Annotated in this window: 18 protein-coding genes; 13 read left to right on the top strand and 5 right to left on the bottom strand. The window is 35.2% G+C overall.

Features of this window, described 5'->3' with window-relative positions; translation table 11 throughout:
- Positions 1-468 precede the first annotated feature (468 nt).
- The 6 genes from nagA (at position 469) to NCCP28_RS06375 (ending at position 6,464) form a co-directional block, all read left to right on the top strand.
- Positions 469-1,674 carry an N-acetylglucosamine-6-phosphate deacetylase gene (nagA, locus tag NCCP28_RS06350; RefSeq protein WP_248561109.1) on the top strand — a complete coding sequence of 402 codons (1,206 nt, stop codon included), beginning with the start codon at positions 469-471 and terminating at the stop codon, positions 1,672-1,674.
- A complete protein-coding gene (gene nagB / locus NCCP28_RS06355; protein ID WP_248560561.1) occupies positions 1,675-2,409 on the top strand; it encodes a glucosamine-6-phosphate deaminase in 735 nt (244 codons plus the stop codon).
- Positions 2,406-3,131 (top strand): GntR family transcriptional regulator, encoded by a 726-nt coding sequence (locus tag NCCP28_RS06360; protein WP_248560562.1) that lies wholly within the window; start codon positions 2,406-2,408, stop codon positions 3,129-3,131. The genes nagB and NCCP28_RS06360 overlap by 4 nt, the downstream gene beginning before the upstream one ends.
- A complete protein-coding gene (gene murQ / locus NCCP28_RS06365) occupies positions 3,128-4,036 on the top strand; it encodes an N-acetylmuramic acid 6-phosphate etherase (RefSeq protein ID WP_248560563.1) in 909 nt (302 codons plus the stop codon). The genes NCCP28_RS06360 and murQ overlap by 4 nt, the downstream gene beginning before the upstream one ends.
- Positions 4,037-4,169: 133 nt before the next feature.
- Entirely contained in the window at positions 4,170-5,621 is a 1,452-nt protein-coding gene (nagE, locus tag NCCP28_RS06370; protein WP_248560564.1) for an N-acetylglucosamine-specific PTS transporter subunit IIBC, read from the top strand.
- 303 nt (positions 5,622-5,924) lie between these two features.
- Entirely contained in the window at positions 5,925-6,464 is a 540-nt protein-coding gene (locus NCCP28_RS06375; RefSeq protein ID WP_248560565.1) for a sigma-70 family RNA polymerase sigma factor, read from the top strand.
- A gap of 441 nt (positions 6,465-6,905) precedes the next feature.
- Here the strand turns inward: NCCP28_RS06375 and NCCP28_RS06380 are convergent, their stop codons facing one another.
- Positions 6,906-8,399, bottom strand: a complete 1,494-nt coding sequence (locus NCCP28_RS06380) for a peptide MFS transporter (protein WP_248560566.1) — start codon at positions 8,397-8,399, stop codon at positions 6,906-6,908.
- Positions 8,400-8,870: 471 nt separating this feature from the next.
- On the opposite strand from NCCP28_RS06380, the gene NCCP28_RS06385 reads away from it, so the two are divergent.
- Both NCCP28_RS06385 and NCCP28_RS06390 read left to right on the top strand, forming a co-directional pair.
- Positions 8,871-8,987: a DUF4023 domain-containing protein gene (locus tag NCCP28_RS06385; RefSeq protein WP_101175344.1), complete on the top strand. Its 117-nt coding sequence runs from the start codon at positions 8,871-8,873 to the stop codon at positions 8,985-8,987.
- Positions 8,988-9,291: 304 nt separating this feature from the next.
- Complete coding sequence (locus tag NCCP28_RS06390; RefSeq protein ID WP_248560567.1) at positions 9,292-9,612, top strand: YnfA family protein; 321 nt, start codon at positions 9,292-9,294, stop codon at positions 9,610-9,612.
- Positions 9,613-9,648: 36 nt separating this feature from the next.
- Here NCCP28_RS06390 and NCCP28_RS06395 read toward each other — a convergent pair whose 3' ends face one another.
- A complete protein-coding gene (locus NCCP28_RS06395; protein WP_248560568.1) occupies positions 9,649-10,845 on the bottom strand; it encodes an AGE family epimerase/isomerase in 1,197 nt (398 codons plus the stop codon).
- Positions 10,846-11,237: 392 nt separating this feature from the next.
- On the opposite strand from NCCP28_RS06395, the gene NCCP28_RS06400 reads away from it, so the two are divergent.
- Positions 11,238-13,307, top strand: coding sequence for a bifunctional aldolase/short-chain dehydrogenase (locus NCCP28_RS06400; RefSeq protein WP_248560569.1), 2,070 nt, complete (start codon positions 11,238-11,240; stop codon positions 13,305-13,307).
- Between the two features lie 83 nt (positions 13,308-13,390).
- Here NCCP28_RS06400 and rpe read toward each other — a convergent pair whose 3' ends face one another.
- The 3 genes from rpe to pepT form a co-directional block, all read right to left on the bottom strand.
- Positions 13,391-14,035 carry a ribulose-phosphate 3-epimerase gene (gene rpe, locus NCCP28_RS06405; RefSeq protein ID WP_248561110.1) on the bottom strand — a complete coding sequence of 215 codons (645 nt, stop codon included), beginning with the start codon at positions 14,033-14,035 and terminating at the stop codon, positions 13,391-13,393.
- Between the two features lie 197 nt (positions 14,036-14,232).
- A complete protein-coding gene (locus NCCP28_RS06410) occupies positions 14,233-14,652 on the bottom strand; it encodes a hypothetical protein (RefSeq protein WP_248560570.1) in 420 nt (139 codons plus the stop codon).
- A gap of 213 nt (positions 14,653-14,865) precedes the next feature.
- On the bottom strand, positions 14,866-16,101 hold the full coding sequence (gene pepT, locus NCCP28_RS06415) for a peptidase T (protein ID WP_248560571.1): 1,236 nt from the start codon (positions 16,099-16,101) through the stop codon (positions 14,866-14,868).
- A 211-nt stretch (positions 16,102-16,312) separates the two neighbouring features.
- Here pepT and NCCP28_RS06420 point away from each other — a divergent pair, with 211 nt between their 5' ends.
- From NCCP28_RS06420 to rhaA, 4 genes are all read left to right on the top strand, one after another.
- Entirely contained in the window at positions 16,313-16,921 is a 609-nt protein-coding gene (locus NCCP28_RS06420) for a hypothetical protein (RefSeq protein WP_248560572.1), read from the top strand.
- Between the two features lie 244 nt (positions 16,922-17,165).
- Positions 17,166-18,134 (top strand): AraC family transcriptional regulator, encoded by a 969-nt coding sequence (locus NCCP28_RS06425; protein WP_248560573.1) that lies wholly within the window; start codon positions 17,166-17,168, stop codon positions 18,132-18,134.
- Between the two features lie 265 nt (positions 18,135-18,399).
- Positions 18,400-19,821: a rhamnulokinase gene (gene rhaB, locus NCCP28_RS06430; protein ID WP_248560574.1), complete on the top strand. Its 1,422-nt coding sequence runs from the start codon at positions 18,400-18,402 to the stop codon at positions 19,819-19,821.
- Between the two features lie 16 nt (positions 19,822-19,837).
- Positions 19,838-21,130, top strand: a complete 1,293-nt coding sequence (rhaA, locus tag NCCP28_RS06435) for an L-rhamnose isomerase (protein WP_248560575.1) — start codon at positions 19,838-19,840, stop codon at positions 21,128-21,130.
- The last annotated feature ends 36 nt before the right edge of the window (positions 21,131-21,166 follow it).

A 21,166-nucleotide genomic window follows, 5' to 3' on the forward strand; every position in this document is an offset into this window, starting at 1 on the left:
GCCGACTGCTCAAGGCGTCCATTTACTTAGAGTTTATCACGAATTAACGGGCTTTTGCCCTTCACTGATTATATAAGTTTTTAGAAGATACATTAGCCAACCACTCATTTAACGGATGGGGGAGAAGGTTCTTCTAAGAGCTTTTTATTGCAGACAAATAATAAAAAAGAAGAATTGACACTTTATAGAAGATGATTTACAATAGTTTTGTAAACGGTTACTTTTGTTTATGGGCTATGTTAGCTCATTGGTGAGTTCGACACTGTATTGATTGGAACGGACACCTTTCGCTGCAATCAAAAGGAAGTTTAGCAGAGCCTATTTATAAAAACTGTGTTAAATAATCTAACAAAACAAATGCTTTTTTTCTTATCTTTTAATAAGATAAGAATTACTTATAAAACAACTGGTATAGACATCTAGTCATATAGTTGTTTTGCTATAAGCGAAATAGGAAAGGAAATGAAAATGAAACAAAAAGACAGAAAATCTATGCTGATTTCTAATATTTGCATTTATGGAGAAGATGCTATCATTTCTCGCGGCTATTTAAGAATAATAGATGGTGTGATTGAATCATATGGTTCGCTGCAGGAGCTATCTCCTGATAAAAAGCAGGTGGATAAAATAGTAGAGTTTCCTAATTCCTATAAGTTAATTCCTGGTTTGATCGATATTCATATACATGGTGCATGTAATGCTGATGTAATGGATGGAACTCTCCAAGCTTTAGAAAAGATGGCAGAAACTTTGCCAAAAGAGGGAACAACAAGTTTTTTGGCAACAACGATGACTCAACAAGAACAGGAAATTGAAACAGCTTTAGAAAATGCAGCTTCCTATATCGGAAGTCAAACGAAATTTGGGATAGCAGAAGTATTGGGAATTCATTTAGAAGGTCCATTTATTGCAGCAGCTAAAGCAGGGGCGCAACCCCTTCAAGCAATCAAAAAACCAAATGTAGAATTATTTAAAAAGTGGCAGAATATTGCAGGAGATCACATAAAATTAGTAACACTGGCACCAGAAGAAGAAAATGGCCTAGATTTAGTTGCCTATTTAAAAGAGGCAGGGGTTGTTGCATCAATGGGCCATACGGATGCTCTTTATGAAGAAGTTGTAAAAGGAATAGAAGCAGGAGTAAGTCATGTTACCCATTTGTATAACGGAATGAGAGGGTTGCATCATCGTGATCCAGGAGTCGCTGGAGCAGCTTTGCTTCATAAAGAATTACTGGTTGAAATGATTGTAGATGGCATTCATATTCACCCTCAGGTTGTCAATCTGACGTATCGGCAAAAAGGAAAAGAAGGCATTGTTTTAATAACAGACAGCATGCGTGCCAAATGGATGGATGATGGAATTTCATCATTGGGCGGACAAAAAGTGATAGTGAAAGATGGGAAAGCATTATTGGAAAATGGTTCACTTGCTGGAAGTACGTTGAAAATGGATGAAGGAATACGCAATATGATGAACTATACAGGATGTTCTTTGGAAGAGGCTGTTTATATGGGTTCCTATAACCCGGCCAAACAATTGGGAATACTCCATAAAAAGGGTTCAATAAAAAAAGGCAAGGATGCAGATTTAGTTGTGTTAAATAAAGGAAATGAAGTAGTAATGACTATTTGCAATGGGGAAATTGCTTATAACAAATTGGAGGGAATGTAAATGAAACTAATTGAAACAGCAAACTATGAAACGATGAGCCAAACAGCAGCTGCATTAGTAATCCAACAAGTAAAAAGCAAACCAAATACAGTGCTGGGCCTTGCTACAGGGGGAACTCCTGTTGGAATGTATCAATATTTAAAAGAAGATTATGAACAAAATCAGACTTCTTATCAAAATGTGCATACAGTAAATTTAGATGAATATGTCGGTTTATCAAAAGAAGACTCTAAAAGTTATGCTTATTATATGAATGATCATTTATTTAAGCATATTCACATTCCCCTTGAACAGACTTTTTTGCCAGTTGAAGAACAGGGAGACAACTATGAAGAACTAATTGCATCACTCGGAGGTATTGATTTGCAAATACTGGGAATTGGAGGGAATGGACATATCGGCTTTAATGAGCCTGGTACACCGTTTACTTCTAAAACAGGAATCGTTCAATTAACGGAGTCTACTAGAGAAGCAAATGCAAGATATTTTTCCAGTATGGATGAAGTTCCTACACATGCTATTTCGATGGGGATTTCGACCATTATGCAAAGCAAAAATATATTACTGCTAGTTTCAGGCAGCAAAAAAGCAGAAATTCTTTATCGGCTGTTAACAGAGGATGTAGATGAAGCTTTGCCGGCATCTATATTAAAAACACATTCTAATGTCACCATCATAGCAGATCAAGATGCGTTATCTGTACTAAAGGAAAAAGAAGGAAGTGTTTTTCAGTGATTATCAAGGATTCGCATATCCCTATTTATTTCCAGCTGGAAATGGAGATAAAAGAGCTGATTAAAGGTTTGAAGCCAGGTGATCCAATAAACTCTGAAAGAGAGTTTGCAGAAAAATATGATATTAGCAGAATGACAGTGAGACAGGCCATTAATAATTTAGTAAACGAAGGCGTATTAGTTCGTAAAAGAGGGAAAGGGACGTTTGTTGCTGCCCCTAAAGTAGAGCAGCCGTTATCTGGATTAACAAGTTTTTCCGAAGATATGCGTTCAAGAGGAATGACTCCTCAAACAAAAATACTTAATTTTCAAGTGATTCCTGCTGATAGAAATGCAGCAGATAAATTAAAGATAAAAGAAGGAAGTCTTGTTTATGAAGTGTGCAGATTAAGGCTTGCCGATAATATTCCAATGGCACTGGAGACATCTTATTTGCCTTGTGAGTTAATTAAAAACTTAACAACAGAAATTGTTCATGCTTCTATCTATGAATATGTAGAAAACTCTTTGCAGCTAAAAATAAGTCATGCAACACAAACATTAGAATCATCTCTTTCGCAAAAAAATGAAAGTCCCCTGCTAGAGTTAAAGGATGGATCTCCTGTACTGCTTATTGAACGATATAGCTATTTGGAAACAGATACTCCTTTTGAATATGTGAAATCAATATATCGTGGAGATCGCTATAAATTCATAATCGATATGAAGAGGGGACAAGAATGAGCAAAAAAAATGCTACAGAACAGACAAATCAGCAGAGTGTTCAGTTAGATGAATGGAGTTCATTAGAAATTATTAAGTTTATGAATCAAGAAGATGAAAAGATAGCGAAAACAGTAAATGAAGCTCTGCCGATTATTGCACATGCAGTAGATGCCATTGTAGAAAGATGGAAAATGGGTGGCAGATGTTTTGTAGTTGGTGCAGGTACAAGCGGCCGCTTAGGAATGGTTGATGCAGTTGAATTAGGGCCGACTTTCTCTATTGAACAAGATAGCTGGATTGGTCTTGTAGCTGGGGGAAAGGAAGCGATGCTGCAATCGCTAGAACAAACGGAAGATGATGAAAAAGAAATTGTCGCAGAATTAAAGCGCTATTCTTTTGGAGAGTCGGATGTCATTATAGGCGTCACAGCAAGCGGATCTACACCATTTGTTCTTGCAGCTGTTCAATATGCGAATGAATTGTCCGCTTTAACGATAGGAATCAGCAATAATAAAGATACAGCACTTTCAGCTATTTGCGATTATGGCATTGAAGCAGCAACAGGAGCAGAAGTAATCAGAGGGTCAACTAGATTAAAAGCAGGAACTTCCCAAAAAATGATATTAAATATGCTATCTACCGCAACAATGGTTCGATTAGGAAAAGTCTATCAAAATGAAATGGTAGATATGAAGCTTATTAATAAAAAATTAGTGAAACGTGCTGTTCAAGCAATGATGAACATAACGGATATTCCAGAACAAGCTGCTTTGAAAGCACTGAGGGAAAATGCATTTGACTTAAAATCGGCCCTTTTTACGGTGCTTACAGATGGAACAACTAAAGATGCATCCTATTATTTGGCGCAGGCAAATGGACATTTAAAAAAAGCAGTTCAGCAATATTTTAAAAAAGGGATGTAGAAGCAAGAAAGGTGGAATGTTGAAAAAATAATAAGGTATGTGATGTGCTTCGTAAAATGAAATATAATGCAGCAGGATTTTAGTAGTGCATGTATTAAGAAGCAGAAAATACTTGGGTAAAGGGGAACTCTTTATGAAATCATATTTGCAAAAGATAGGTCGTGCGCTAATGCTGCCTGTTGCTGTTTTGCCAGCAGCAGCGATACTTATGGGGATTGGCTATTGGATTGACCCCGCAGGATGGGGAGCTGGAAGTCCTATTGCCGCATTTTTAATCAAAGCTGGATCTTCGATTATTGATAATATTCCATTTCTATTTGCAGTTGGAGTAGCACTGGGAATGTCTAAAGATAAAGATGGTTCTGCTGCATTAAGCGGGCTAGTTGCATTCCTTGTTGTAACGACATTATTGTCTACAAATACAGTTGCAATGCTGCAAGGCGTTGATCCAGAAAACGTCAATATGGCATTTTCAAAAATTAATAATGCCTTTATTGGGATGCTGTCAGGTATTGTCGCTTCTGTCATGTATAATCGTTTTAGTCAAGTTCAGCTGCCGCAAGCTCTAGCGTTTTTTAGCGGAAAAAGATTAGTGCCGATTATGAGTGCTGTTTCGATGCTGGCTATTTCTGCTGTCTTATATTTTGTTTGGCCTCTTGTATTTTCGGGATTGGTTAATTTTGGAGAAGCAATCAGTAAACTAGGTGCAATTGGGGCTGGACTTTATGGTTTCTTTAATCGATTATTAATACCTACCGGTTTGCATCATGCATTAAATGCAGTGTTTTGGTTTGATTTAGCAGGAATAAATGATATCGGGAAATTCTGGGCTGGTGAAGGGACAAAAGGAGTTACTGGCATGTATCAAGCTGGATTTTTCCCTGTGATGATGTTTGGTTTGCCAGCAGCAGCCCTAGCGATGTACCATACAGCAAAAACAAAAAGAAAAAAACAAGTGGCTTCCTTAATGTTGGCAGCAGGGTTTGCCGCATTTTTTACAGGAGTAACGGAGCCCCTTGAATTCGCCTTTATGTTTGCTGCACCCATGCTGTATATTGTGCATGCGATTCTTACTGGTCTATCTTTAACTGTGGCGGCTGCCTTTCACTGGACAGCAGGCTTTGGATTCAGTGCAGGCCTTGTTGATTTTGCATTAAGCTCTAGACTTCCATTAGCCAATAAGCCGTTTATGCTGATTGCGCAAGGTTTAGTGTTTGCTGTTATTTATTATTCTATATTCCGTTTTTTAATTACGAAGTTTCAGTTAAATACACCAGGAAGAGAAGAAGAGATTGAGGAAGAGAATGCACAAGCAGAGGCAGCAGCATCTGCTGAAAATAAATTTGCTTATATGGCTTCTGAGATTTATAAAGGACTTGGCGGTGACAGCAATGTTGTTTCTGTCGACAATTGTGTTACTCGTCTGCGCTTGGAAGTAAAAGAGATGGAGAAAGTAAACCAGCATAAAATCAAAGCGACAGGTGTTCCTGGCATCAATATTGTTGGACCAAAAAGCATTCAAGTAATTGTGGGGACACAAGTGCAGTTTGTAGCAGATGAAATAGATAAAATTAGGAGAAAATAGTTCTTGCATCCTACATGATAAAAAGACGATAAAACAAAAATACATTGTTTTATCGTCTTTTTTTGTTTTAAAACAGACGAATTCTCCTAAATATGGTATAAATATTACATAATAGTTACAATAAGAATAAAATAATGTTACTTTTTTGTAACTTTTTATGTGGATATCAAGATAATGATAGTAATAGCGAGTGATGATTAGTGTTTAAAAAATAATGGCATAAGCAGATATAGAACACATATGTTTTTTAGAGTTTTTTCCTATGCGATAAATAACAATGAAATAATTATAGGGGTGGGGGAATTGTCTTCTATTGAAGATCTATATATAAGATATAGTCGTGATGTTTTACATTTTTTGTTATTTATGGGTGTGAAAAAAGAACAAGCTGAGGATTTGGTACAAGAAGTATTTATGCGTGTATTAAAAACAGAGAGTGGCTTTAAAGGCAAAAGCAGTGAAAAAACTTGGCTTTATACAATAGCTAAGAATATTGCAGTAGATCATTTTCGCAAGCAAAAATCTTTGGGAGTTTACGATTGCAGCCCACAGCTTGAGGAATTGGCAAAAATGCCAGATGAAAGCGCGCTGCCTGAAGAAATTGCTTTGAAGAAGGAGAAGCTATTTTGGATTAATGATTCCCTAAAATATTGCACAATCGACCAAAGACTTGTGATTTTATTTCGGTACATGCATGAATTGTCCATTGTGGAGACAGCGAAGTATTTAGGCTGGTCGGAAAGCAAGGTGAAAATAACGCAGCACAGAGCATTAAAGGTGCTGCGAAGATATATGAGCAGCGAGCAAAAGAAAAACAATGAAGAGTCTTTTTCGGCGGTATAATAGGCAAATATTAATGGGGAAGTTAATCAAAATTGTTTGGGACTGTCTGTTTTTTCTTTTTGCAGTGCTAGCAAAAGAAAAAAATGAACAGCAAAAGGAAACTAACCTGGTTAGCGATTTGTGAAAAAGTTATTGTGAGGCATAAATAATCTTTTGAGCTTTTCAGTGAACCAAAAAAGAATAATGAGAGGAGTGCTATCATTAAAAGCATTCAATTTGAGCAGCTAAAAGGGAATTTGGAAGAAAAAATCGATGCTCAAAAAATCAAATGCAGCGGTAAAAAATATTGGCATACGGTAGGGAGATAAAAGAAAAAAAGGATGATTGAAGTTTTTCGTTATCAAAATATAGATCATCGTTTTTTCTATTTAGATGGAGAGTTGGATAAATGAAAGAAAAGGACAAAATTCAAATAGATTTTGAATTTTGTCCTTTTGGTTATTATTTAATGCCTTTCATATGTTTTTGTATGATTGGGGAAATGGCAAATAAAATAATACTTAAAACAATGGAAGCCCCACCAATAATACCAAAATACATCATTTCTGTTTGAGGTGTATAGAATTTAACAATTTGTGCATTTAATGCTTGTGCTGCAGCATTTGATAAGAACCAAAGACTCATTGTTTGTGCTGAAAATGCTGCTGGAGCTAATTTTGTTGTAGCGGATAATCCAACAGGAGATAAACAAAGTTCTCCCACTACGACAATAAAATAGCTAAGTACAAGCCATAATGGATTTACTAAAGAATCTTGACCACCTAAATAAGCTGGCAATAGAATGACTAAAAAAGATAGTCCAGCAAACAATAAACCAATGGAAAATTTTTTCGGAATAGATGGCTGGCGATCGCCAAGCTTCATCCAAATCCATGCAAATACAGGTGCAAAAATAATGATAAACATTGGGTTTAATGATTGAAAAAAGGCTGGTGAAATGCTGAACCCAGCTATTTCTAATTGTGTGCGTTTATCTGCATAGCTGGCTAGGATAGTTGAACCCTGCTCTTGAATAGCCCAGAACATAACAGATGCTAAAAATAGTGGGATATAGGCAAGCAATCTTGAACGCTCTACAGCAGTAGTTTTTGGACTGCGATACATTACTGTAATATATATAGCAGGAATTAAGAATCCTAAAATTCCAATTAATGCTATAAAAGAATTAAATGTTAAATAGCCAGCTGGAATAGTAATGGAAAGAAGTATTGCTATTACCACGATTGCGGCGCCAAAAATGCCATAATATTTTTTCTTTTCTTGTGGTGATAAAGGATTTGGAACTATTGTCCCCGCAAGACCGAGATTTTTTTTCTTTGTAGTGATAAATACTATTAGACCAAGGAGCATCCCGATGGCTGCCAATGCAAATCCCGCATGGAAATTATAATCCATTCCGATTTTTCCGACAACTAGAGGCGAAAGAAAACCACCGAGGTTAATACCCATATAAAAAATACTGAATCCAGAATCGCGGCGATTATCTTTTTCACTGTAAATTTCTCCAACAATGCTTGATACATTTGGTTTTAATAAACCTGTACCAATTACAATCAGCACCATACTGGCAAAAAATAAGGAAACACTTCCAGGGATAGCAAGAACAATATGTCCAAGCATAATAAAAATTCCGCCATAAAAAACAGCTTTGCTTGTCCCAAATATTCTATCAGCTAACCAGCCGCCAATAATACCTGACATGTATACTAGTGACCCGTAGATAGACATAATGGCAAGTGCTGTGTTTTCTGGAATGCCTAATCCGCCTTTTGTTACTTCATAATACATATAGTAAACAAGGATGGCGCGCATTCCATAATAGGAGAACCTCTCCCAAAATTCTGTAAAGAAAAGTGTGAATAATCCTTTAGGATGTCCGAAAAAACCCTTTTGAGGAACACTGTCCACAATTTTCTGTTTATTTATTCCTGACATGATGAAACCTCCTCTATTATTCTAATATAATACTTGTAATGGTTTTGTTTTGTCAAAATAAATTTTTAATTGTATATAAAATTAGGAAATAATATGATTATTTATTTAAAAAATAGAAAATTCTAATTTGGAAGATAAATGGGGGTGAATCGTACTGATTTCTAAGCATGAATTATTCCATTAGCATACTTTTGAATGCAGCTTATAGATATACATTATATTTAGGGGCAATTATTTGAGGATTAATTGGACTTATTAGCGGCATAATAAACGTTGTATTATTGGATTTGCTTAAGAAAAAGAGTAGATGAAAAATCATTGGCAACTAATAATGCAAATAGCTACAGATGAAGAAATACAGCTTGGATTTAATGAAAAACGATGTTTAAAAATCATTAAGCAATTAGAGACATAAAACGATGGAACATAACAAAATGAATTTTTCGCAAATGGAGAAAAGGAGAGAATAAAATGGAAAATACACATGAGTTTGTGGAAGAATTAAAGGAAAATCAAAAAAAACAAGAAAAAAATAAGAATCATGGAAAAGGACATCCAGAAAAAAAACTTCCTAATAAACAACATTAGGCTGTTCAGGCTTTCGGCAAATACTGGTTTGTTTTATGGCTACAAATCCTCAGTTCTGATTTTATGATGGTGCAACCATTTCCAATCAGTCCGAAGGCTGAGCAAAATGAAAGTTTGTTTAAATTAGAAGGATTTGTTGCAAAAGGACAAATCCCATAAAAAGGGGCATCTAATAGCTAGGAAATCGGCTTATTGGATGCCTCTTTAGCATGCTTATTATTTGGATATATGGGACATTTCTAGTTTTCAAATTAATAAAAAATAGTATGATTGTAGATATCATAAAGGAAAGCGAGAGGATACAATGACCATCTTTTTATTTTTGCTGGCAGGTCTGGCCGAGATTGGCGGCGGCTATCTTATATGGCTTTGGCTGAGAGAAGGCAGATCTGGTTTATTTGGTCTATCAGGAGGAATTATTTTAGCTCTTTATGGCGTTATTGCAACATTTCAGACATTTCCTTCCTTTGGGAGAGTATATGCGGCGTATGGCGGGGTATTTATTATTTTGTCTATATTATGGGGATGGGGAATAGATAAAAAAACACCAGATTTTTATGATTGGCTTGGAGCTGCCATTTGTTTGGCTGGTGCTTCGATCATTTTATTTGCCCCAAGAAATTAGAAAAAAGGCTAAAGACCGCTATATGCAAAGTGGTCTTTAGGAAAGGGCTCGTATAGCCTCATAACAATTGGCAATCGGATGATAATCTGTTTTATTCACAGGACTTTTTATATTGCTGTAACGTTTATTCTGACGGTTTAGTAATGGATACCAGCCTCCATATTTATGGTCTACAAAATGATTCCAAATATAGTGGAAAAGATGAAGATAGTTTGCTTGATAAAGGGATAAATCAGTTTTCTCAGCAAGCAAGATGGAAGCTCCAATAGCTTCTGCTTGAACCCAATAATTTTTATCACTGTCAAGAATAGACCCATCTTTTGCAAAGGAGAAAAAAACGCCGCCAAATTGTTGATCCCATCCTTTAGATAATGCTTTATTATATAATTGAATAGCTTTATCTATCAGCCAATGTTCATGGATATGCCGTTCTACCATTAAAAGAAGTTTGCTCCATTCGATTGTGTGACCAGGAATAAATCCATCAGGTCTAAATTCTTTTAGGCTGTTTTTTGTTTCTTTGTATGACCAATCAATGGTCCAATCATCTGTATAATGTTCCCAAATCAATCCAGATGATTGTGGAGCAATTTCTAGAATAAGGCGTTTGGCAATAGTATATGCCTTTTCTAGATATTTTTTATCCCCTGTAGCTTCATATGCAGCTAATAATGCTTCACACATATGCATATTGGCATTTTGTCCTCTATAAGGAGAAGTTTTACTCCAATCTTCGCTGAATTTATCGATGTATAGTTGATGTTCCTCATCCCAAAAATGGGTCTCAATGATGTTATAAATATATGCAATCAGGCCAGAAGCTTTGTGTATTCCAGATTGATAAGCTTTTGATGCAGCTAATAATGCAAAAGCATGACCATATGCAAGTTTGATTGGTTTATTTACTCTCTTGCCATGAAGAGACCAGAAAAAACCACCGTGCTTTTTATCTAGAAAACAGTCTTCCAAAAATTTTAGTCCATGTTGAGCGGCACTTATGCAAGAAGAATTGCCTAGGAGAGAGCCAATGCTGAATATATAGATAAAACGAGACGTTCCAACAAGTGTTTTTGTTGTTTTATCACAAATGTACCCATTATCAAAAAAGCATTGATAATATCCCCCCATTTTTTTATCCAAGCAAATAGGGGAATAAAAGTGAAGAATATCTTTTATATGTTTTTTTACCCATGCTGGATCTGTGAATGAAGGATGAGATAGTTTTGTTGTCATGTTTACACCGCCATTTTAACTGTTTATTTATCATTAACCTTTCTATTTTAGGCTGAAACATTTCTATACTATTAGCGTTTTTTGAAATAAGTGACAATGTCTTATAAATAGCAGGTGAATTCTTTGTTGAGTTTTTGTTTCGGGAGGAAAACCAATAAAATTTTTCTGTTTTTAAATATAAGTAAAAATAAACAAAAAAAAATGGTGTAATTAAAATATATTTATATTATAATATAATTTAGAAAGGGGTTTCATTTTGTTTTTGTTTCTTATTTTTAAAAATAAAGTAGATTTATAGCTTAATTATATTTGGAATGTAGGGAAACAAAGGAAATCCATAAAAATAAAAAAAAACGCAGGTGAAATTCAACGAACATTTGGAGGTCAATACAATGGTCAAAAGCTTATGGGAGAATAAAAAGGCTTCGCAATTATCTAAGGGGTTAGATGAATTGGTATATCGCTCCAATTTAATTGGAACAGATAGAGCAGTATGCAATTGGGGCGGCGGGAACACATCGATGAAAACAATTGAAAAGGATTTTCGCGGCCGCGATGTGGAAGTAATGTGGGTAAAGGGAAGTGGATCGGATTTAGCTACAATGAAAGCGCAAAACTTCACAGGGTTAAAAATGGATGATATTCGCCCATTAATAGAAAAAGAGGAAATGCCTGATGAAGAAATGGTATCGTATTTAGCACATTGTATGATCGATAGTACACATCCTCGTGCATCTATTGAAACACTATTACATGCGTTTTTACCATATAAACATGTGGATCACACACATCCTGATGCGATTATCAGTTTATGCTGTGCAGATAATGGAAAACAAATTGCAGAAGAAATCTATGGTAATCGTTTTGTATGGGTTCCATATATCCGCCCAGGATTTACTTTATCAAAAATGATTGCAGAAGGAGTAAAAAATAATCCAAATGCAGAATTAGTATTGATGGAAAAACATGGATTAGTAGTATGGGGAGATACGGCTCAAGAAAGCTATGAAAAAACTATTGCTGTTATTAATGAAGCAGAAAACTATATTAATAGTAAGATTGCTGCTGGCAAAGTATTTGGCGGAGCAAAATTTGAATCATTAGAAGAGGAAGAAGCAAAGGATATTTTGGCTGCTGTGATGCCAGTAATTCGTGGTGCAGTAAGCGATGAAAAGCAAATGCTGTTAACATTTGATAGAGGAGAAGATATTCTGGAGTTTGTAAATAGCTATGATGCTCCAACTCTTTCACAAGTAGGCGCAGCTTGCCCAGATCATTTAGTCCATACTAAAATGAAACCGCTATTTATTGAATGGGATCCATCAACAAAAGATGTGAATGCATTAAAAGGTAGCATTAAAGCTGGAGTTCAACGTTTTAAAGAAGAATATGCAGCATATTTTGACAGAAATAAAAATGAAGGCGATAAAATGTTTGAACCGGCACCACGTGTTATTTTAATTCCAGGTATTGGAATGGTGAACACAGGAAAAAATGTTCCTATGGCAAATGTAAGTGGTGCATTATATCAACGTGCCATTTCTGTGATGAAGGGTGCTACGACTTTAGGGGAATTCGTCTCTCTTAATGAAAATGAGTCTTTTAATGTAGAATACTGGCCATTAGAGCTATATAAATTATCTTTAGCTCCGGCTGAAAGCGAATTTTCAAGAAAAATTGCTTTTATTACAGGTGGAGCCGGCGGAATTGGCAGTGAGACGAGCAGATTGTTCGCTTCTGAAGGAGCACATGTTGTACTTGCGGATTTAAATCTTGAAGGCGCTGAAAAAGTTGCCGCAGAAATTAATGAAACATACGGAGAAGGCAGAGCTCTTGCTGTAAAAATGGATGTGACAAGTGAAGAAGCGGTACAAGAAGCATTCAAAAAGACTGCACTTACTTTCGGCGGTGTTGATATTATTGTCAATAATGCTGGTCTTGCAACATCTAGTCCATTTGATGAAACAACATTAAAAGAGTGGAATCTGAACATAAATGTATTAGGAACAGGCTACTTTTTAGTAGCAAGAGAAGCTTTTCAACATATGAAAGAACAAGGAATCGGCGGAAATATGGTATTTATCGGCTCCAAAAACTCTGTATATGCTGGGAAAAATGCAGCTGCATACAGTTCTGTAAAAGCAATGGAAACACATTTGGCAAGATGCATTGCAGCAGAGGGAGGAGAGTTTGGAATTCGTGTAAATTCCGTGCTTCCTGATGCGGTGCTTCAAGGCTCAGCGATATGGGGTTCAAGATGGCGTGAAGAAAGAGCCGCAGCTTATGGCATTGAACCAGATCAATTAGAAGAACATTACCGTAAACGTACAACATTATTAGTGAATATCTATCCAAGAGATATTGCTGAATCCATTGCCTTTTTTGCTTCCTCAAAGGCTGATAAAACAACTGGATGTATGTTGACAGTAGACGGCGGTGTACCGGCAGCGTTTACGAGATAATCTGATCTTTATAGATAGAAAAAGGGACAAAGAAACTATTTTATATAGTTTCTTTGTCCCTTTTTTACTGTTATACATAATCCTTAGCCTCTTATTGTTTTGATCGCCTCTGCACGATCAGAGCTTCCATAAATAAACGAACCAGCTACTAATACGTTAGCTCCTGCTTCTATACATATTTTTGCCGTTTCTTCATTTATTCCCCCATCTACTTCAATATCCATTTCTGGGTTTAATTCATTTGCCATTTTTCGGACTTCTGTAATTTTTGGAACAACGCTTGAAATAAAGGCTTGTCCCCCAAAACCAGGGTTTACCGTCATTAATAAAACCATATCGATATCTTGGATAATATGTTTAATTGTATCAACAGGAGTGCTTGGGTTAAGAACAACACCAGCTTTTATTCCTTGTTCCTTAATCAGCTGAATGGTGCGGTGAAGATGGCGGCATGCTTCTACATGAACAGTGATGATATCAGCGCCGGCCTTTGCGAATTCAGAAATATATTGATCGGGATTTTCAATCATTAAATGGACATCTAAGGGCAATTTAGTAATTGGACGGATTGCATCTACAACTAAAGGGCCAATTGTAATATTTGGCACAAAATGACCATCCATCACATCGACATGAATATAATCAGCGCCGCCAAGTTCTACATCTTTTATGTCTTCTCCAAGCGCTGCAAAATTTGCTGAGAGAATAGATGGAGCAATTTTAATCATCATAAGAAACCTCCAAGTTTATGTATGTTTGTTGCTGCTTTTGAAAAAACTTAATAGGAAAACATAAGTGCATATCTAAAATTATAGCAGATGGAAAATAAGACACCAAGAAAATATATAGATAAGTGTTTTGTTTTAGAAGAAGAAAGAGACAGTAAAAAACCCTATCTTAATAACGTAAGATAGGGTAATCACAATTAGGATAATAGATTTGCAATTTCTTTTTGAATAGATAGTGAGCTTGATTGGAAACTAGTGGAGATGCATGCGATAAGCAGTTCTTTATTTTTGTACTGTTCTGGTTTGTTTTTATTATAATAAAAACGAATAGCGTCTTCTTCTTTAAAAAACTCTTTTCCTAATTTTAATAAAGTGGTAACAGGCAAAACAGAAAAATCTATTGGGCTAGCTTCTTCTTTAGAAGCACCTTCTGCATCTGCTTCTTGATGGAAATCTTTTACTACTTTATTTAGCAAAGTTTCTTGTTCCAATACTTGTTTAAATAGTTTTTTACGGACTCTTTTCTTTTTGGAATGAAGTCCAAATACATCTAAAATATAATGATGAAGTTCCCTATTTTGGATAACGTCTTCTTGTTTTTTATAAATGGTATTCATTATATAACTCCTTTTCTCGATAAACTGCCAATCCATTTTTTCCGAGCTGGATTTTACGCACGGAAACTATTATATACTAAACTAGGGAAAGTACAAAATCTATCTTTCATAATAGTAGAATAATGAATAAGGAAATCCGTGAAACTTTCAGCTGAAAGTCCCTTAAATGCTTTAGTCACTTTAAGTGTTTTATCAGAAAGTTCATCAGGATTATTAAAGAGGCTTCTTTTCAAATAATTGGACAATTTCCACTAATACAGCTACTGCTTTTAGCATATTATCAACAGAAATGTATTCATACTTTCCATGGAAATTTTCTCCGCCTGTAAAAATATTTGGAGTAGGCAATCCCATATACGATAATTGTGACCCATCTGTACCTCCGCGAATTGGCTGTACAATTGGTGTTATCCCTAAATTTTCCATTGCTTGATAAGCTATATCCACAATTTCTTTGACTGGTTCAATTTTTTCCCGCATATTGTAATACTGATCATTCATTTCTAAAAGAATGGTATTTTTCCCGTATTTACTATTTAGTTTTTGGATAATTGCAGTTAGATTTTGTTTGCGGTTTTCAAATACTTCTCGATTGAAGTCGCGGATAATATAATATAGTTTGCTTTGTTCTACATCTCCGCTAAAAGATAATAGATGGTAAAACCCTTCATAACCCTCTGTATATTCAGGTGCTTCTTCTTTGGGAAGCTGATTTTGTATTTCCATGGCGATTTTGATGCTGTTGACCATTTTCCCTTTGGCAGTTCCAGGATGGACATTTGTGCCGTGAACAGTAATTTTGGCAGCAGCTGCATGAAAACTTTCATATTGAAGTTCCCCAAGAGGTCCGCCATCCACTGTATAAGCAAAGTCGGCTCCAAATGCTTTTACATCAAACTTATGCGGCCCTCTGCCAATTTCTTCATCTGGAGTAAAGGCTACACGTATTTTTCCATGCTTTATTTCTGGATGCTGAATAAGATAAATAAGCGCTGTCATGATTTCTGCTATACCTGCTTTATTATCAGCGCCAAGCAATGTAGTTCCATCTGTTGTCAGCAGAGTATGCCCTATATAATTTTTTAGCTCAGGGAATTCTTTTGGAGAAAGCACAATATGTAAGTTTTTATTTAATAAAATGTCTTCTCCATCATAATTTTCTATTATTTGCGGACGCACATTTTTTCCTGTGAAATCAGTGGCCGTGTCTAGATGGGCTAAAAAGCCGATGGTCGGAAGCGGCTTGTCCGTATTTGCTGGCAATGTTGCCATAACGTAGCCGAACTCATCGATTGTCACATCTTTCATGCCAATTTCCTTCAATTCCTCTACCAATAAATTTCCCAGTGTAAGCTGGCCAGGCGTCGAGGGACACGAATCATTATTTTCATTCGATTGTGTATCAACAACTGCATAAGAAATAAACCGGTCAATAATGTTGTTTCTCAAAAAAAAATCATCTCCTTTTATTCTTTATTTAATTTTAACATGGAGAATAGGGGGATTGGAATTTTTAGCAGCTTATAATCTTTCTGCATTTTTCGAGCGTCTTCCCGAGAAATGTCACTATTTCCCGAGAAATGTCCAATAAATGCACAAAAATTTTTCTCTCCTTTTTCGATAAAATAATAGATAGAAAATAATAAAAAGGAGAGAGCAAATGAAAAAAAAACCAATCGTTATAATTAGTATCATAACAGCAATTATTTTACTTTGTTTTTTAGGAATATGGCTGTTGAATTTGAATAAGCCCCATTCAATTGAAGATATAGAGAAAATAGAGGCAGCTGATACCTTTTCGCAAACAGGAAATAAAGAATATATTGTCTATTTTTGGCAGTCTACTTGCACCTATTGCAAACAGATTGAAAAAGATGTTGTTTCTTTTTATGGAAATGGAAGCATTCCTATTTTTATCGTAGATATGCAAAATTCAGCAAATGTGGATAGCTGGTATGATTGGGAAAGGCATCATAAGAAATATGATAAAGTAATTGGAAAAGTGGTAAATGGCAAAGAGGTGCTGAATAAAGGAGTAAATATTGAAGAGTACATGAATAATAAAGAGATAGCTTGGAGCATTGAATCGAATGAAAAGAACCAACTTATTGCAAAACACAATACGGCATATGGAAATACATCACCTGTTAATGCAAAGGAAATAGAAATTACAGGAACGCCTACAATGATCAAAGTGAAAAATAGGAAAGTAGACCGCTATGCAGTAGGGGTGGAGGAAACGCTTGAGCTGATGAAAAAAAATAAATAGCTGGAAGAATAGGATATTTTTAGTAGAGTATTTTGTTTTGTATCAGAGGAATATATTTAAATGGACTAGTGATGGGGGATTTCGCCACAAACATTTATATGAAAACAGCGCTCTGTATAACATTCAGGAATATTGGCTGCTTTTATTATTGCATTTTAAAATTTTTCCACCCATAATGTGAATAAAATAAGACGGAATTTCTATAAGAAATCAATCTTTTGGATATGGAGTGGGAGAGAAAACAATGGAGAGCCTGCTTTTACAGCAATTAATGGAATTAACAGAAGAAGAACAATTGATATTAGAACAGAATAGTGAAGTAAGAAAAGATATTTATACAAGCCAAACCAATTTTATTATTGAAAGCGAAAAATTTCTAAATAAAAATAGAATGATTGCAGCCCGCAAACATACGAGATTTATTGATTTTCCCAAACATAAGCATAATTATATTGAGATTAACTATGTATTAAACGGCGAGCTGAAACAAAGGGTCGGGAATGAAAACATTATATTAAAAAAAGGAGAATTGCTATTTTTAAATCAGCATATTGAACATGAAATTAAGGCATGCGGAAAACAGGATATTATTATTAATTTCATTATCCAGCCTCACTTTTTTGATTATATTTTTCATTATTTAAATGGAGAAAATATCATTACGGATTTTTTAATGAACAGTTTATATAACCATACACAAAATGGCCATTATCTTTATTTTTCTGTAGCAGATGTACAAGAAATCCAGGAAATGGTGAAAAAAATATTAATAGAAGAGCTAAACCCCTCCATTTTTACTGATGCTGCCATTAAATTATACATGGGGCTGCTAATTATTGAGCTAGTCAAAAATACGGATAAAATTAGGAGCAATGAAAATTCGCCGCTGCAGCATTTTATTGTGGTGGAGTCATTAAAATATATTGAGGAGAACTTTCAATTTGGGACGCTGAATGAATTGGCTGCAATGCTAAAACAATCAAGTTCTTCCTTAAGCAAACAGATAAAAAAAGCAACGGGATATACCTTTAAAGAATTGCAGCAAGAAAAAAGGCTAAAAAAGGCAAAAGAGCTATTGCAGACAACAGATCTGCCTATCCGCATTATTGTCGAAGAAGTCGGCTATGATAATATCAGCTATTTTTATCGCATATTTAAAAAAAAGTATATTGTGACGCCTAAACAATATCGCAGAGAGGAATCAGGCGAATAGACCCAAAAGCACCGCTAATTTTTAATGTCATTGATTAAAAATTAGCGGTGCTTTTTTGATTAAAGTGCATGGCCAGGGGAGAAAAGGAAAATTTCCTGTTTTAACAAGGGAAAATCTGCAAGTAGCGGCCCATTTTGCTAGAAATTTATAAATAGGAAAATAAGGACAATAAAAAAGATAAATAACGTCATTTTTTTATCCGCTTCCACAAGTTAATATGAAAATAAGAAAACGTTTTCTATAAAGCTTCAAGGAGAGGTGGAAAATGAGGAAATATACACTGGCTGTAGATATTGGTGCATCCAGCGGAAGGCTGATTTTAGGTTTTTCAGAAGATGGCCATTTGCAGCTTGAAGAAATTCACCGATTCAGTAACAATATTGTCAAAAAAGGACAGCATTATTGTTGGGATGTTAATAAATTATTCGCTGAAATAAAAATAGGCATAAAAAAATGCAATGATTTAGGGATTAAACCAGAAAGCATTGGCATTGATACATGGGCAGTCGATTTTGTTCTGCTTGATGAAAATGGAGAATTGCTGACAGAGGCAGTAGCTTATCGAGATGACAGAACAGATGGCATGATGGAGGAAGTTTTTCAAAAAATCAGCAAGGAAAGATTATATTTAGAAACAGGAATTCAATTTCAGAAGTTTAATACAATCTACCAACTATATTCTATTAAAAAGAATAATCCGGAAATTTTAGATAAAGCAAAAACATTTTTAATGATTCCAGATTATTTTAATTACTTGTTAACTGGCAAAGCAGCAAATGAATATACAAATGCATCATCTACACAATTATTAAATGCATTTACAAAAAAATGGGATAAAGAGTTGTTAGAGACATTAGGCATAAATGCAAGCATGTTTCAAGACATCAAATTGCCAAACACTGTATTAGGCAATTTGAGAGAGGAGCTTGTAGAGGAATTTGGATTTGATATGAAAGTAGTCACGCCAGCAACTCATGATACAGGATCTGCTGTGATATCTATTCCAGAGCTTAACGAAACTATCTATATCAGCTCAGGAACATGGTCATTGATTGGAGTGGAGAACAGATTTCCAATCTGCATTAATAAGGCATTGGACTATAACTTTACAAATGAAGGAGGAATAGACTATCGCTACCGCTTCTTAAAAAATATTATGGGTCTTTGGATGATTCAAGAAGTAAAACGGAATTATGATAATCACTATTCATTTGCACAATTTGTTGACTTGGCAAGGGAAGCAAAGGATTTCAATTCAATTGTGGATGTCAATGATAACCGTTTCTTAAAGCCGGAAAACATGATAGAAGAAATACAAAAATACTGTGCCGAAACTAATCAAACTATACCAACTGCCCCAGGCGAAGTGGCAAAATGTGTCTACAGTAGTTTAGTAGACAGCTATATAAAAGCGATTAGTGAAATAGAAGAAATTTTCGAAAAAACATTTCCTAGCATCAACATTATTGGTGGAGGCTGCCAAAATGAAATGCTGAATCAATTAATTGCAGATGCTACGAAAAAGTGTGTATATGCAGGTCCTATTGAAGCAACGGCAATCGGCAATATTGTTTCCCAACTTATCGCGTTGGGAGAAATAAAAGATATATTGGAAGCTAGAAACATTATAAAAAATTCATTCGAAGTAGAAAAATACGAAGCAAAAGAAAATGAACCAGTTAAATAAAAGGAGCGTGCCAAATATGAGTATAAAAGAAAATTATGGATTAGCAAAAAAACAATATGAACAATGGGGAGTGAATGTAGAAGAGGCACTAGAAAAATTAAAGAATATCCCTATTTCTATCCATTGTTGGCAAGGTGACGATATTGCAGGTTTTGAAGTAAATCAAAGTGAGCTTTCTGGCGGCATTGATGTAACAGGAAATTATCCTGGCAAAGCAACCAATCCACAAGAACTAAGAAGCGATTTAGAGAAAGCGCTATCATTGATTCCAGGCAAACATCGAATAAATCTGCATGCCATTTATGCAGAAACAAATGGGAAAGTAGTAGAAAGAGATGAATTAGAACCAAAACATTTTGAGAACTGGGTAAATTGGGCAAAGGAAAATGGTTTAGGTCTAGATTTCAATCCAACATTATTTTCACATGAGAAAGCATCAGAAGGTTTAACATTAACACACCCAAATGAAGAAATTCGTGAATTCTGGATTCAGCATTGCATTGCCAGCAGAAAGATTGGCGAATATTTTGGCAAAGAATTAGGAACACCAGCATTAACAAATATTTGGATTCCAGATGGCTATAAAGATATTCCAAGTGACCGTCTAACTCCGAGAAAACGTTTAAAAGAATCATTGGATAAAATTTTTGCTGTGGAAACAGATGAACAATATAATTTAGATGCGGTTGAGAGTAAGGTGTTTGGAATTGGTTCAGAATCTTATGTTGTAGGATCCCATGAATTTTATATGGGGTATGCGCTGAAAAATAATAAACTGTGTCTGTTGGATACTGGACATTATCATCCAACAGAAACCGTTTCTAATAAGATTTCTTCTATGCTGCTGTTTTCTGATAAATTAGCATTGCATGTTTCTCGTCCTGTGCGATGGGATTCTGATCATGTTGTTATTTTAGATGACGAGCTAAAAGAAATCGGTATGGAAATTGTCCGCAATGATGCATTGAATAAAGTAATTATTGGACTAGACTTTTTTGACGCAAGCATCAACCGTGTTGCTGCATGGACAATTGGAACAAGAAATATGATTAAATCGCTATTAAATGCATTATTGCTTCCACACGATAAATTAAAGCAGCTTCAAGAAGAAGGGAACTTCACTGATCGTTTAGCATTAATGGAAGAGTTTAAAACATATCCATTTGGTGCAATTTGGGATTACTATTGTGAACAAATGAATGTACCTGTACGTGAAACATGGCTGACTGAAGTGAAAAAATATGAAGAAGATATTCTTTCTAAAAGAACAAGCAAAACAGATGACAGCATGCCTGTTAATGCAGGATAATGAATAGTAAAAAAAGGCGAAAGTCCAAAAACGGAT

It is taken from the genome of Niallia sp. NCCP-28 (genome assembly GCF_023168165.1).
GTDB lineage: Bacteria > Bacillota > Bacilli > Bacillales > Cytobacillaceae > Niallia.